The sequence below is a fragment of the Mycobacterium kubicae genome, from assembly GCF_015689175.1.
GTDB classification, from domain to species: Bacteria; Actinomycetota; Actinomycetes; order Mycobacteriales; family Mycobacteriaceae; genus Mycobacterium; species Mycobacterium kubicae.
In genome coordinates this window covers 833654-847107 of record NZ_CP065047.1, presented here as the reverse complement: position 1 = coordinate 847107, position 13454 = coordinate 833654, and the positions used below count along the sequence as shown (strand labels likewise).

Genomic DNA, 13454 nt, shown 5'->3' with positions numbered 1-13454 from the left:
ACCCGTTACTTACGCTGGCCGGGCGCAGTGCCCGCGACGGACGACCTGCTGGTCTCACCGTCCCGACCTAGCACTCGCCGGTCGCGAGTGCCAACGTCATTCTTAGCACTCGCCTATGCCGAGTGCAAGAACACCGGCCCACGCTATCGGGTGTGCGCACGCGGTTTTCACGGTGCGGCCACGGCGGCAATTGCGACGGATCTCCGCCGTGGCCGCACCGGGAAAGCCCAGCCTGCACGCTCGCTGCGGCAGACTGGGTTGATGTCGCTGGTCGTACCGCCCTATCCGCCGCCCCGCTATACGAAAGAAAAGCCGGAAGTCAGCGCCTGGCTCAAACGGGCGGACGCCGCTCCCGACTATGAGGCGTCGGGCGTCAAGTACCACTACCTGGCCAATCAGCAAGCGACCAACGGCGACTACGGCCTCTATCGCGTCGACATCGCACCGGCCGGCGGCGGCCCGGGACCGCACTTTCACCGCGCCATGTCCGAGGCCTTCTTCGTGCTGTCAGGAACGATGACGCTCTACGACGGCACCGACTGGGCCGACGGCCACCAGGGCGACTTCCTTTACGTCCCACCCGGCGGCATCCACGGCTTCCGCAACGAAGCCGACGAGCCGGCGTCCATCCTGATGTTGTTCGCTCCCGGCGCACCCCGCGAGGCCTACTTCGAAGGCTTCACCGCGCTGGCTGACATGACCGACGACGAGCGGCGCGAGTGGTTCATCCGGCACGACAACTACTGGGTGCAATGACGCCCTAGCGGCCCGGCGACAGATCGCCCTCGATGTAGTGCTGCAAGTTGGGAGTGATGGCCGCGAGCACCTCGTCTTCGGTCATCGATGCCATCGGTTCGATCTTCCAGATGTAGCGCATCAGCGCGAAACCAATCATCTGCGACGAAATGAGCCCGCTGCGCAGCATGCGGTCGCGGTCGTCGACACCCAGCTGCGAGACACCCATCAGACTGCTTTCGACGATGCGGCGCAGCTTCTCGTGCGTGACGGGCTCGTGAGCCGCGGTCTGCATGACCGCCCGCAGCGTCGGCCCGGTCTCCTCGTCGGCCCAGCTGTTCAATAACAACTTCAGTAGCGCTGCACCCAGGTCCGGAAGCGGCGTGGTCCACACCTTGGCGACGTTGTCCAGCCACTTCTGCGGCGGGTTGGTGGCGGCGTCGAGCAGCTTTTCCTTGGATCCGAAGTAGTGGTAGACCAGCGCCGGGTCGACGTCGGCCGCGCGAGCCACCGCCCGGATCGTGGTGCCGGCCCAGCCGTGCCGGGCGAACTCCTCACGCGCCGCGGCGACGATCCGGGCGGACAACACCCCACGCTCGTCGCGCGGGCCGGGAGGCAACGACTTCTTCGCCATAGGTTTCATCGTAGCGTGAATTTCCTCTTGCGTTGAAACTAGTTTCATCGTACGGTGAGACTAGTTTCAACGGACCGTGAAAAAGGATTCCGCCCATGAGCACCACCTCGTCCACCACTGACGTCGTCGTCGTCGGCGCCGGCCCGGTCGGCCTGGTCGCCGCATATGAACTCGCCCGCCGCGGCGTCCGGGTTCGGGTGATCGACAAACTCAGTCAGCCGACCACCGAGTCCCGAGCTATCGCCCTGCACGCCCGCAGTCTCGACATGTTGGACCGGATGGGGGTCATCGAGGACCTGCTCGCCACCGGGGTCAAGTCGACCGGCATGAACATGGTCGCCAACGGCAAGACCCTGGTCCGCGTGCCGCTAGACCGCGTCGACAGCGCGTTTCCCTACACACTGGTCACCGCGCAGACGGAAACCGAGCGGGTGCTCGGCGACCACGTGCGGGCCCAAGGCGTCACCGTTGAGCGAGGCGTCAACGCGACCGCCCTCAGTCAGGACGACACCGCGGCCCACCTGTCGGTGCAACACCCGGACGGGTCGACCGAGGAAATCACGGCGTCGTGGGTGATCGGCACCGACGGCGGTCACAGCACCATCCGACGTCTCGTCGGCACCAAGCTCGACGGCTCCTTCCACGGCGAGCGGTTCATCCTCGGCGACGTCGAAGCCGAGCACGATCTCGGCAACTCGCACATGTACACCTTCTTGTCGCCCAAGGGTCCGGTGGTGACGCTGCCGATGCGCGGCGGACGGGTGCGGTTCCTGGCACAGATCCACGACGCCCCGGGGCAACCACTGAACCTGCATCCCACTCAACAGCAGTTACAGCAGATCCTCGACGAGCGCATCGGGGGCATCACCATCACGCAGTCGCACTGGCTCACTTGCTTCGAGGTGCACCACGGCCAGGTGCCGCAGTACCGCCACGGGCGGGTGTTCCTCGCCGGCGACGCGGCGCATATCCACAGCCCCGCCGGCGGCCAGGGCATGAACACCGGCATGCAGGACGCCTTCAACCTGGCATGGAAGCTCGCGGCGGTGGTCCGCGGCGAAGCCGGACAGCACCTGCTCGACAGCTATCACGCCGAGCGCCACCCGGTCGGCAAGAGCGTCATCGACTTCACCACCGTCCTGGCCAAGGTCGGCACCCTCAAAGGCGGCGCGCGGGTGGCACGCGACGTCGCCATCCGCGCCGCCGCCGGCATCACCCCCGCGCTGCGCAAGATGGCCGGCAACGTCGAAGAGACCAACGTGAACTACCGCAACAGCCCGATCGCCGTGGGCCAGCGCCCAAGACACGCGAAAGTCGTTGCCGGGGAACACGTTCCGCACGTGACCGATGCGGCCGTGGACAAACAGCTCCGGGCGGCATGCGGTGCGTCGAACCCCGGTCACGCCGTGGTCACCGTCGCCGCCGGGCAGGTGGCTCCCGCCGCCGGCGCTCACGGCCCGCTGCAAGTGCTGGTCACCGCGGACGACACTCCGGTCCCCGGCTACGACGACGTCGTCGCCGACCCCGACGGCATGCTGGCGCGGCGACTCGGACTCCGCCGCGGCGGCCGCCTGGTCATCCGGCCGGACGGCTACCTCGGCGCCATCGCCGCACTCGACGACACCACGACCCTCGCCGACTACTTCGCCACGATGAGGAGCTGAAACACCATGTATACCTACGACATCGACGTCGCGGACATGTTCACCGACCGCGCTCATCAGTTCGAGAAGTTCGGCATCCCCCGGGCCGACATCGAGCGGGTACGCGCCGCTTGCACCGACATGTGGGTCGACGCCCCCGGTGGCTGGCCCTACGAGTGGTCGCAGCTGGCCGAGGAATACGCCGCCCGCGACGACCACTATCTGGCGTCGATGATCTACGGCTGCGCGAAGTTTCCCGCGTTGACCGACCCGCCGCGAGAACGTGCCTTGGCTCACCAACTCGAGCAATTCGAATTGGCCGCCAAGGACTTCCCGGTGTCCTTCGAGCGCCGCATCATCACGGTCGGATACCGCGGCGGCCGCGTCGAGGTGCCCGTCCACCTGTACTCCACCGACGGTGACTACGCGCGCCGGCCGGTGCTGATCGCCAGCGGCGGGGTGGACACCTGGAAGATGGACATCCACCCGTGGTGGGTTGCTTTCACCCAGGGCGCCGGTGTGACCACGCTGGCTTTCGACCACCCCGGTACCGGCGAAACCGCCATTGCGCTCGACAAGCACGCCGACGAGGTGATCCGCGGCCTCGCCGAGTACGCCCGCACGCTGGGCGACGGTAGGGTGGCCCACTTCGGCGCCTCGTTCGGCGGCAACTTCTCGGCGATGTCGGGGCTCGCCGGAATCGTCGACGCGGCCGTCGATCTCGGCGGACCGGTCCACTACGCCTTCGCACCGGACAACGCCGCCAAGCTGCCCTTCGGTATGCACGACATTCTCGGCAACGCCATGCACTGGGATCACTCGCCCTCACTCGACGAGCTGACCGCCGGCCTCGAACAGCTTGACCGCGGCAATCTGCTTGCCCAACAAGTCAATTCGCGCATGTTGGTGATCAACGGCGCGGACGACTACTTCGTCCCCCAGTCCGACACGCTGGTCTTCCGGGGCCGGCCGCGACCGAAGTGCACCTGATCGAGGGCACCGGCCATGTCGCCATGAGCAAGGCGCCCGAGGTGGTGCCGCAGATCATCACCTGGCTGCGCGACCTCTGGTAGAGATCGCCAGAGGTTGGATCAAGCGCCGAGCGTGAAGTCGCCGGGGATCATCGCCCGGGTGCGTTCATAGAATGTGCGGCCGCTGTAGGGCAACTGGGTGACGACCTTGCCGCTGGGATGGCGGTAGTAGCTGTTGCAATTGGCCAGCCACACCTTCCCGGCCATGGCGGCCTGGATCTCGTCGTTGTAGCGCCGATGCGCGTCGGGCGTCACCTCGACGGTGCGGGCTCCCTGGGCCCCCATCCGGTCGAGGATGTGGCGGACGAAGGTGGTCTGCGCCTCGTGGATGTAGATGATGGAGTTCACGCCGTTGGTATTCGGCCCGTAAAGCATGAAGAAGTTGGGGTAGCCCGTCGCCAGCGTGCCCAGGTACGCCTCGGCCCCGTCGCGCCAGTCCTCGCGCAGGTGGCGTCCACCGGTTCCGAAGACGTCGATGCTCGTCAAATAGTCGGCGGCCTGGAAACCGGTGCCGTAGATGATGGTGTCGACGCGGTGTTCGACGCCGTCGGCGGTGCGTACCCCGCGCTCGGTGATCTCGGCGATCGCAGTGGTTTCCAGCCGCACGTTGGGCAACGCGAAGGTGGGATACCACTCCCGCGACATGAGCGGACGCTTGCAGCCGACCGGGTAGGCCGGGGTCAGCTTGGCGCGCAGTTCAGGATCGACCACCTTGCGCATCAGATAGCTGCGAGCAAGTTCGGTCGCTTCGCGGGTCTGGGCGGCGTCGACGTCGAAGCTCGAGGACTCGTAGGAATCGAACGCCTCGGCCCGCAGCTGCAACGCCATCGCGGGGTCACGTTCGAACAGCTCGTGCTGCTCCGGGGTGAACGGAAAGTCGAATCGGGGTGAGATCCAGATCGGCGTGCGCTGAAAGACCGTGAGGTGGGCGGTGTGCGGGGCGATCGCCGGGACGTACTGGACCGCGCTGGCGCCGGTGCCGATCGACGCCACCCGCTCACCGGCGGTCGACTTGCTGTGATCCCAACGCGCCGAATGGAATTGGCGGCCGCGAAAACGCTGCGCTCCGGCGATGACGGGGATGTTGGGCACGTCGAGCATCCCCACCGCACTGACCACGACCTCGAAGTCGTAGTCGCGGCCCCGGTCGTCGGTCAGCGTCCAGCGGCGGTGCTTGTCTGACCAGCGAACCAGCGTGATCGCGGTGTGGGGCCGTAGGTGGGCGTTCAGCCCGTGATCGGCGGCGACCTTTTCCAGGTAGGCAAGGATCTCGGGTTGGTTGGCATACGTCTTGCTCCACCGCGGATTGAGCGCAAACGAGTAGGAGTACAGGTGCGAGGGCACATCGCAGGCGGCCCCCGGGAAGGTGTTGTGGCGCCAGGTGCCGCCGAATCCGTCGGCGCGGTCGAAGATCGTGAAGTCGTAGCCGCCGGCGGCCAATTGAATGCCCATCGCGATGCCCCCGGCGCCGGCGCCGATGATCCCCACTCGGGGCCGAGTGCCCGTCACGCCCGCTCACCAGCGCTGCGAACGGCATTACCGAACACGGTAATCACGTTCTCAACCTTACGTCACGTCGCGCCGCCGCCGGCATGAGAGCGCGGACACCGCTGAGTATGTTGTGGCCATGACCAAAAAGAACCGCAAGTGGTCGCAGGCTGACATCCCGGATCAGCGGGGCCGGGTCGTCGTGGTCACCGGCGCCAACACCGGCATCGGCTACCACACCGCCGCCGCCCTGGCCTACAGCGGCGCGCATGTGGTCCTGGCGGTGCGGAACCTGGAGAAAGGCAACGCGGCGCTGGCCCGCATCGTGGCCGCCAAGCCGGAAGCCGACGTCACCCTGCAGCAACTGGACCTGGGGTCGCTGGCATCGGTGCGCGCCGCCGCCCAGGCACTGCGCGACGCCTATCCACGCATCGACCTGCTGATCAACAACGCCGGGGTGATGTGGACGCCCAAACAGGTCACCGCCGACGGGTTCGAGTTGCAGTTCGGCACCAATCACCTGGGCCACTTCGCGCTCACCGGGTTGCTTCTGGACCACCTGCTGCCGGTGCGAGACTCGCGCGTGGTCACCGTCAGCAGCCTGGGCCACCGCATCCGCGCCGCGATCCACTTCGAGGATTTGCAATGGGAACGCAGCTACAGCCGCGTCGGCGCCTACGGGCAGGCCAAGCTGGCCAACCTGTTGTTCACCTACGAGCTGCAGCGCCGACTGGCCGCGCAGGACAAGGCCAACACCATCGCCGTCGCCGCGCACCCGGGTGGCTCCAACACCGAACTGGCCCGCAACCTGCCGGGAATCTTCCAGCCGGTCAAGGCGGTGCTGGGGCCACTGCTTTTCCAGAGTCCGGAGTGGGGTGCCCTGCCGACCCTGCGGGCCGCCACCGATCCCGACGTTCAGGGCGGGCAGTACTACGGTCCCGACGGTCTCGGTGAACAACGCGGCCACCCGAAACTGGTGCAGTCCAGCGCCCAGTCGCACGACGAGGACCTGCAACGCCGACTGTGGACGGTGTCCGAAGAGCTCACCGGCGTCACCTTCCCGGTCTGATCATGCGATCAGTCGACGAACATCAGCGTGCGGTAGCCGAGATGATCCGGGCCCGGCCCCCGGTGCGAGTCCCGCTCGCCGACGCCCTGGGCCTGGCGCTGAGCGAAGACGTGGTCGCGCCGCTGTCCCTGCCGGTGTTCGACAACTCCGCGATGGACGGCTACGCGGTGCGCGCCGAGGACACCGCGGAGGCGAGTCCGGAGCGCCCGGTCGTGCTGCCGGTCGCCGAAGACATCCCCGCCGGACGCACCGACGTCCTGACCCTGCAGCCGGCGACGGCGCATCGAATCATGACCGGCGCGCCGGTCCCAGCGGGCGCAACCGCCATCGTCCCGGTGGAGGCCACCGACGGCGGCGAACAATCGGTGCAAATCCGCCAGCATTCGCAAGCCGGCAAGCACATCCGCCGAGCCGGCGAGGATGTCGCCGCCGGTACCACCGTGCTGCGCGAAGGCCAGGTGGTGACGCCGGCCGCACTCGGCTTAGCCGCCGCGTTGGGGCTGGCCGAGCTGCCGGTGTTCCCGCGGCAACGGGTGCTGGTGATCTCCACCGGTTCGGAGCTGGTGGCCCCGGGCACGCCGCTGCAGCCGGGCCAGATCTACGAGTCCAACTCCGTCATGCTGGCCGCGGCGGTCCGCGAGGCCGGCGCAGAGGTCATCGCCACGCCGACTGCCGGTGACGACGTCGCGCAGTTCAGCGCGGTCCTGGACCGGTACGGCAAGGACGCGGACCTGATCATCACCAGCGGCGGCGTCAGCGCCGGCGCCTACGAGGTGGTCAAGGACGCCTTCGGCCGGGACGGGGACCAGGGCGTGGAGTTCGTCAAGGTGGCCATGCAGCCGGGCATGCCGCAGGGGGTGGGCCGGGTGGCCGGCACACCGATCGTGACGTTGCCCGGTAACCCGGTCAGCGCGCTGGTCTCATTCGAGGTGTTCCTCCGGCCCGCGCTGCGCCGGGCCATGGGCCTGCCGGACGTGCAGCGTCCGCATCGATCGGCGGTGCTCACCGAAAGCCTGACCTCGCCGCGCGGCAAGCGGCAGTTCCGCCGAGCGATCTATGACCCCGTGGCCGGCGAAGTCACCAGCTACGGCCCGCCGGCGTCGCATCATCTGCGCTGGCTGGCCTCGGCCAACGGCCTGCTCGACATCCCCGAGGACGTGGTCGAAGTGTCCGCGGGAACCGAGCTGCAAGTGTGGGACCTCACTTAATCGGTGGGCGCCCGATGAAATTCGTCGGCGGTGTCGAATGCCGAGGTGCAGTAGACGGCGGTCGCCGCGATCACCAGCATCGCCGGGATGGTCAGCAGCGCCGCCCCTAGCCCGACCAGTGCGGCCAACTGCCCGATCAGCGGCGGCCCGAGCACATACCCGAACCAACCGGTGGCGGCGACGAGAGCGATCGCCGACCCGCCGACGCTGGTCGCCGAATATGCCGCGCTGAAGGTCGTCGGCACCAGCAGCGCCACCCCCGCACCGAGGGTCGCGAAGCCGAGCACGGCGAGCACCGGGTCGGCCGTCGCCAGCGCCACGCTCATCGCGACCGCGGCCAGCAACGCCAACCCCGGCAGCAGACGCCGACTGGACAGTCGCGATTGCAGGCGCAGCCCGGCGAACCGGGTGACCACCATGGTCAGCGTGAACGCGGCATAGCCGAGACCGGCTGCGCCGTTGCCGCGGTGAACCACGTTGTGCAGGTAGGTCGCCGACCAGTCGGCGGCGGCGCCTTCGGCCACGAACGACGCAAAGGCGACCGCACCCAAGATCGCGACCGTCGACGTCAGCCACGTCCGCTTCGGTGCGCCACCGGCCTGGGCGGATCCGTGCTCCTGGTGGTCCGGGATCAGCCTGCGCACCAGCGGTGCAACCGTGACGAGGACGATCCCGCCCAGCACGGCTAACTGCGCGGCCAGGCCGATATGCGCGCTGACCGCCCCCGCACCGATCAGCGCGCCGATCAGGGCACCGAGGCTCCACACCCCGTGAAAGCGCGACATCAGCGGCGCCCCGGCCCACCGCTCCACCGTGGCCGCCTGGGTGTTCATCGCGACGTCGAGCCCGCCCTGAAACGTCCCCCACAGGGCGAGTGCGGCGAACAACCAGATGCCCGAGCCGGCCAGCCCTACCGTCGGCCCGGCCGCGGCGTAGCCGGCGACCAGCGGCGGCACCAGCCGCTGGCTGCCCCACCGGGGCAGCGCCCAATGGCCGAACACGCTGGCCAGCACCGACCCCAACGGTGCACCGAACAACGCCAACCCCAACTGCGCGTTGGACAACCCGAGCCTGGCTTGCACCTGCGGGACGTGCGCGGCCCACGAGGAGAACAGCACCGCGTGGGCCAGGAACGTCGCGGCGACGCCGAGCTTCACGCGCTGGCTATTCATAGTCGAGTCATTCCCCCGGCAAAGAGTATTTCTTGCCTTCACCGCAACGGCGTCATGGGGCGCGAAGGGCTTCCGTAAGATGACCGCGTGGCACGACGCCCTCGTCCCAGTGGTCCGCAACACATATTCGAGTTGGTGCGGTCCTCCATCCCGCCAATCCACCCGGCCGGCCGACCCTTCATCTCCGCCGGCCTTGCGGTCGCGGCGCTCGGATACCGCAACCGAGTGCTGCGCAGGACGGGCCTGCTGGCCGCAGGGGCGTGTGCGGGTTTCTTTCGCCATCCGTTGCGGGTGCCGCCCACCCGGCCCGGCGCCATCGTCGCACCCGCCGATGGCTTGATCTGCGTCATCGACTCCGCGGTCCCGCCCGCCGAGCTAGGGCTGGGTGAGCAACCGCTGCCCCGGGTCAGCATCTTCCTGTCCATCCTGGACGCCCACGTGCAGCGGGCCCCGGTCAGCGGAGAGGTGATTGCCGTGCAACACCGGCCGGGCCGGTTCGGTTCCGCCGACCTGGCCGAAGCCAGCACCGACAACGAGCGCACCAGTGTGGTCATCCGCACGGACACCGGCGCCCAAGTGATCGCCGTGCAGATCGCCGGACTGGTGGCGCGGCGCATCGTGTGCGACGCGCACGTCGGGGACAAGCTGTCGATCGGCGACACCTACGGCCTGATCCGGTTCGGGTCCCGTCTGGACACCTACCTGCCGCCGGGGGCCGAACCCATCGTCACGCTCGGCCAGCGCGCTGTCGGCGGCGAGACCGTACTGGCCGAGCTGCCGTGATCGACAAGCCCCGGGTCCGGCGGACAGTCGACCTGCATCTGCTGCCGAGCGCGATGACCGTGTTGTCCATCTGCGCCGGGCTGACCTCCATCAAGTTCGCCCTCGACGAGAAACCGATCCCCGCGATGGCGCTGATCGCGGTGGCCGCCATCTTGGATGCGCTGGACGGCCGGGTGGCGCGCATCCTGGACGCCCAGTCACGGATGGGTGCCGAGATCGACTCGCTGGCCGACGCGGTGAACTTCGGCGTCACACCCGCCCTGGTGGTCTACGTGACGCTGCTGTCGAAGTGGCCGGTCGGCTGGGCGGTGGTGCTGCTGTACGCGGTGTGCGTCGTGCTGCGGCTGGCCCGATACAACGCCGAGCAGGACGACGGCACGCTGCCTCCCTACGCCAAGGAATACTTCGTCGGCATGCCAGCGCCCGCGGGCGCGGTGTCCATGATCGGCACCATCGGGCTCAAACTGCAGCTCGGCGAGGGCTGGTGGAGCTCGGTGTGGTTCCTGTCCCTGTGGATCACCGGCACCTCGCTGCTGATGGTCAGCGCGCTGCCGATGAAGAAGTTCCACACCCTGGCGGTCCCGCCGAACTGGGCTGCCCCCCTGCTGGCGGTGTTGGCGATCGCCGCGGCGGCCGCCGTCTTGGCGCCCTACATCCTGATCTGGGTGATCATCATCTCCTACGTGTGCCACATCCCGTTCGCGGTGCGCAGCAAGCGCTGGCTGGCCAAACACCCGGAGGCATGGGGCGACGACAACAAGCAGCGACGAGCGGCGCGACGAGCGACCCGTCGGGCCGAACCGCACCGCCGTTCGATGGCGCGGCTGGGGCTGCGCAAGCCGGGCCGGCGGCTGTGACTTGGCCGAGCAGCTCACCCTCACCGCCCGACTCAACACCTCGGCCGTCGACTCGCGCCGAGGCGTCGTGCGCCTGCACCCCAGCGCCATTGCCGCCCTTGGCATCCGGGAGTGGGATGCGGTCGCGCTGACCGGCTCGCGCACCACCGCCGCGGTGGCCGGCATGGCCACCCAAGACATCCCGGTGGGTGTCGTGCTGCTCGACGATGTGACGCTGTCCAACGCCGGATTGCGCGAAGGCACGCCGGTGCTGGTCAGCGCGGTCACCGTCTACGGCGCCCGCACGGTGACGTTGAGCGGCTCGGCGATGGCCACCCGATCCCTGTCGCCGGTCACCCTGCGGCTGGCGTTGCTGGGCAAGGTGATGACCGTCGGCGACGCAGTGTCGCTGCTGCCGCGCGATCTGGGCCCGGGCACGTCGACGTCGGCGGCCACCCGCGCGTTGGCCTCCTCGGTCGGCATCAGCTGGACCTCGGAACTGCTCACCGTCACCGGCGTCGACCCCGACGGGCCGGTGAGCGTTCAGCCCAACACGCTGGTCACCTGGGGCACCGGGGTCCCGTACGGCGTCCGGGCTCCCGCCGCACCGCACCCGGCCAGCGTCTCCAATCCCGACATCGAAGTCGAAGAGCTCAAAGGCGCGCAGCCACAAGCCGCCAAGCTCACCGAGTGGCTCAAGCTGGCGCTCGACGAACCGCACCTGCTCAAGACCCTGGGCGCGGGCACCAATCTGGGCGTGCTGGTGTCCGGCCCGGCCGGCGTCGGCAAGGTCACGTTGGTGCGCGCGGTCTGCGCGGGCCGCCGTGTGGTGGATCTGGACGGCCCGGAGGTCGGGGCGCTGGCCGCCGAAGATCGGCTGAAAGCCGTCGCGTCGGCGGTGACGGCGGTGCGCGACGGTGGCGGGGTGCTGCTGATCACCGATGTCGACGCCCTACTGCCGGTGGATCCGGAGCCGGTCGCTTCGTTGATCCTGGCCGAGCTACGCACCGCGGTGGCCACCGACGGGGTGGCCTTGATCGCCACCTCCGCGCGGCCCGACCAGCTCGACGCGCGCTTGCGCGCCCCCGAATTGTGCGACCGGGAACTCGGTCTGCCGCTGCCCGACGCGGCGACCCGCAAGGCGCTGCTGGAGGCGTTACTCAAGCCGGTTCCTGCCGGTGACCTCAACCTCGACGAAATCGCTGCCAAGACACCGGGATTCGTGGTCGCAGATCTGGCCGCGCTGCTGCGCGAGGCGGCGCTGCGGGCCGCGTCGCGGGCCAGCGCCGAGGGTCAATCGCCCAAGCTCAACCAGGAGGATCTCGTCGGGGCGCTGACGGTCATCCGGCCGCTGTCCCGCTCGGCCGGTGAAGAGATCAGCGTCGGCAACGTCACGCTCGACGACGTCGGCGACATGGCCGCAGCCAAACAGGCCCTCACCGAAACGGTGCTGTGGCCGCTGCAACACCCCGACACGTTCTCCCGGCTCGGTGTCGACCCGCCGCGTGGCGTGTTGTTGTACGGGCCGCCCGGCTGCGGCAAGACCTTCGTGGTCCGCGCCCTCGCCAGCACCGGGCAGCTGAGCGTGCATGCGGTCAAAGGCTCTGAGCTGATGGACAAGTGGGTGGGCTCGTCGGAGAAGGCGGTCCGGGAATTGTTCCGCCGGGCCCGCGACTCCGCGCCGTCGCTGGTGTTCCTCGACGAGGTGGATGCGCTGGCGCCGCGGCGCGGCCAGAGCTTCGACTCGGGCGTGACCGACCGGGTGGTGGCCGCGCTGCTCACCGAATTGGACGGCATTGATCCGCTGCGCGACGTGGTCGTCTTGGGGGCTACCAACCGCCCCGACCTCATCGATCCGGCGTTGCTGCGCCCGGGCCGGCTGGAGCGGCTGGTGTTCGTCGAACCGCCCGACGCGGCGGCCCGCCGCGAGATCCTGCGTACCGCAGGCAAATCCATTCCGCTGAGCTCCGATGTCGACCTGGACGAGGTGGCCGCCGGGCTGGACGGTTACAGCGCCGCCGATTGTGTGGCGCTGCTGCGCGAAGCCGCGCTGACGGCCATGCGCCGCTCCATCGACGCCACCGACGTCACCGCCGCCGACCTCGCCGCTGCCCGGGAGGCGGTGCGCCCGTCCCTGGATGCCCTGCAGGTGGATTCGCTGCGCGCGTTCGCCAAAGCCCTCTAGCGTCGGTCAGCTAGTCCGACAGCTCGAACTCCACCATCGCCGTCACCGAGTCCACCGCCTCGAGCAATGCGACCAGCCGGTCGGCGGCCGACGGCGCGGCCAGCACGGCATACCGGTCGGCGGGCCCCATCGGAACGCGAGATGCCAACGCGTACAGCCACTTTCCCGCATCACCCGGCGGCGGCTCACCGAGCAGGACCTCACGCGGCGGCAACTCGACACCGCGGACGTCCGCGATCCGCTCGAACAAGGCCAGCACCCGGTCTTCGACGTCGCGCAGCTGGGCACCGGTCACCGGTGACGTTCCGCGTTCGTCCGGCCAGGCCCACACGGCGGCTCGCGGATAGGGGTCGTCGGGCAACCAGTCGCGCACCCGGATCCGTTCCCCCACCCGGCAGCTCAGCACGTACCGGCCGGCGCCGGCATCGATGCACTCGGCGATCTTGGCCAGGGCGCCGACCTCGCAGCGGCCCTCACCGCCGCCGACTTCACGGCCGCGCGAGATCAGCACCACGCCGAAACGCGGATCATCGCTGTCCAGGCAGTCCCGGACCAGCGCGGTATAGCGCGGCTCGAAGATCCGCAGCGGAAGATCGTCGCCGGGCAGCAACACCGATTCCAGCGGGAACATCGCCAGCTCGACCGGTTCGTCAGGTTCGACGGGCAGCAC

The 13454-nt window shown here is 68.9% G+C and carries 12 protein-coding genes; 8 read left to right on the top strand and 4 right to left on the bottom strand.

Going from position 1 to position 13454, the window contains the following annotated elements:
- Positions 1-261 precede the first annotated feature (261 nt).
- Positions 262-756: a cupin domain-containing protein gene (locus I2456_RS03925; protein WP_085075070.1), complete on the top strand. Its 495-nt coding sequence runs from the start codon at positions 262-264 to the stop codon at positions 754-756.
- Between the two features lie 4 nt (positions 757-760).
- Here the strand turns inward: I2456_RS03925 and I2456_RS03920 are convergent, their stop codons facing one another.
- A complete protein-coding gene (locus I2456_RS03920) occupies positions 761-1369 on the bottom strand; it encodes a TetR/AcrR family transcriptional regulator (RefSeq protein ID WP_068022526.1) in 609 nt (202 codons plus the stop codon).
- A gap of 95 nt (positions 1370-1464) precedes the next feature.
- On the opposite strand from I2456_RS03920, the gene I2456_RS03915 reads away from it, so the two are divergent.
- Together I2456_RS03915 and I2456_RS03910 are read left to right on the top strand one after the other, a co-directional pair.
- A complete protein-coding gene (locus I2456_RS03915) occupies positions 1465-3033 on the top strand; it encodes an FAD-dependent oxidoreductase (protein ID WP_085075072.1) in 1569 nt (522 codons plus the stop codon).
- A 6-nt stretch (positions 3034-3039) separates the two neighbouring features.
- Positions 3040-4002 (top strand): alpha/beta hydrolase, encoded by a 963-nt coding sequence (locus I2456_RS03910; protein ID WP_241007856.1) that lies wholly within the window; start codon positions 3040-3042, stop codon positions 4000-4002.
- A 101-nt stretch (positions 4003-4103) separates the two neighbouring features.
- Here I2456_RS03910 and I2456_RS03905 read toward each other — a convergent pair whose 3' ends face one another.
- Positions 4104-5552: a flavin-containing monooxygenase gene (locus tag I2456_RS03905; protein WP_139823265.1), complete on the bottom strand. Its 1449-nt coding sequence runs from the start codon at positions 5550-5552 to the stop codon at positions 4104-4106.
- A 118-nt stretch (positions 5553-5670) separates the two neighbouring features.
- Between I2456_RS03905 and I2456_RS03900 the strand changes: the two genes are divergently transcribed.
- Together I2456_RS03900 and moeA are read left to right on the top strand one after the other, a co-directional pair.
- Positions 5671-6600, top strand: coding sequence for an SDR family NAD(P)-dependent oxidoreductase (locus I2456_RS03900; protein ID WP_085075073.1), 930 nt, complete (start codon positions 5671-5673; stop codon positions 6598-6600).
- Positions 6601-6602: 2 nt separating this feature from the next.
- Positions 6603-7808, top strand: a complete 1206-nt coding sequence (gene moeA / locus I2456_RS03895) for a molybdopterin molybdotransferase MoeA (RefSeq protein WP_068164460.1) — start codon at positions 6603-6605, stop codon at positions 7806-7808.
- On the opposite strand, the gene I2456_RS03890 is transcribed toward moeA, so the two are convergent.
- Complete coding sequence (locus tag I2456_RS03890; protein ID WP_085075074.1) at positions 7805-8980, bottom strand: MFS transporter; 1176 nt, start codon at positions 8978-8980, stop codon at positions 7805-7807. The genes moeA and I2456_RS03890 overlap by 4 nt on opposite strands.
- Positions 8981-9067: 87 nt before the next feature.
- On the opposite strand from I2456_RS03890, the gene I2456_RS03885 reads away from it, so the two are divergent.
- From I2456_RS03885 to I2456_RS03875, 3 genes are read left to right on the top strand one after another with little or no spacing between them, the layout of a single operon-like run.
- Positions 9068-9763, top strand: a complete 696-nt coding sequence (locus I2456_RS03885) for a phosphatidylserine decarboxylase (RefSeq protein WP_085075075.1) — start codon at positions 9068-9070, stop codon at positions 9761-9763.
- The gene (gene pssA / locus I2456_RS03880) at positions 9760-10620 is read left to right on the top strand and encodes a CDP-diacylglycerol--serine O-phosphatidyltransferase (protein ID WP_068022544.1); all 861 of its coding nucleotides are present in this window, start codon (positions 9760-9762) and stop codon (positions 10618-10620) included. The genes I2456_RS03885 and pssA overlap by 4 nt, the downstream gene beginning before the upstream one ends.
- A gap of 1 nt (position 10621) precedes the next feature.
- Complete coding sequence (locus I2456_RS03875) at positions 10622-12784, top strand: AAA family ATPase (RefSeq protein WP_085075076.1); 2163 nt, start codon at positions 10622-10624, stop codon at positions 12782-12784.
- 10 nt (positions 12785-12794) lie between these two features.
- On the opposite strand, the gene I2456_RS03870 is transcribed toward I2456_RS03875, so the two are convergent.
- Complete coding sequence (locus tag I2456_RS03870; protein WP_085075101.1) at positions 12795-13415, bottom strand: LON peptidase substrate-binding domain-containing protein; 621 nt, start codon at positions 13413-13415, stop codon at positions 12795-12797.
- Positions 13416-13454: the final 39 nt, after the last annotated feature.

Excerpts from the sequence above, each read along its gene's own strand:
- I2456_RS03915 (WP_085075072.1), top strand. The coding sequence starts at position 1,465 with ATGAGCACCACCTCGTCCACCACTGACGTCGTCGTCGTCGGCGCCGGC.
- I2456_RS03920 (WP_068022526.1), bottom strand. The coding sequence starts at position 1,369 with ATGGCGAAGAAGTCGTTGCCTCCCGGCCCGCGCGACGAGCGTGGGGTG.
- moeA (WP_068164460.1), top strand. The coding sequence starts at position 6,603 with ATGCGATCAGTCGACGAACATCAGCGTGCGGTAGCCGAGATGATCCGG.
- I2456_RS03910 (WP_241007856.1), top strand. The coding sequence starts at position 3,040 with ATGTATACCTACGACATCGACGTCGCGGACATGTTCACCGACCGCGCT.
- I2456_RS03925 (WP_085075070.1), top strand. The coding sequence starts at position 262 with ATGTCGCTGGTCGTACCGCCCTATCCGCCGCCCCGCTATACGAAAGAA.
- I2456_RS03890 (WP_085075074.1), bottom strand. The coding sequence starts at position 8,980 with ATGAATAGCCAGCGCGTGAAGCTCGGCGTCGCCGCGACGTTCCTGGCC.
- I2456_RS03870 (WP_085075101.1), bottom strand. The coding sequence starts at position 13,415 with ATGTTCCCGCTGGAATCGGTGTTGCTGCCCGGCGACGATCTTCCGCTG.
- I2456_RS03900 (WP_085075073.1), top strand. The coding sequence starts at position 5,671 with ATGACCAAAAAGAACCGCAAGTGGTCGCAGGCTGACATCCCGGATCAG.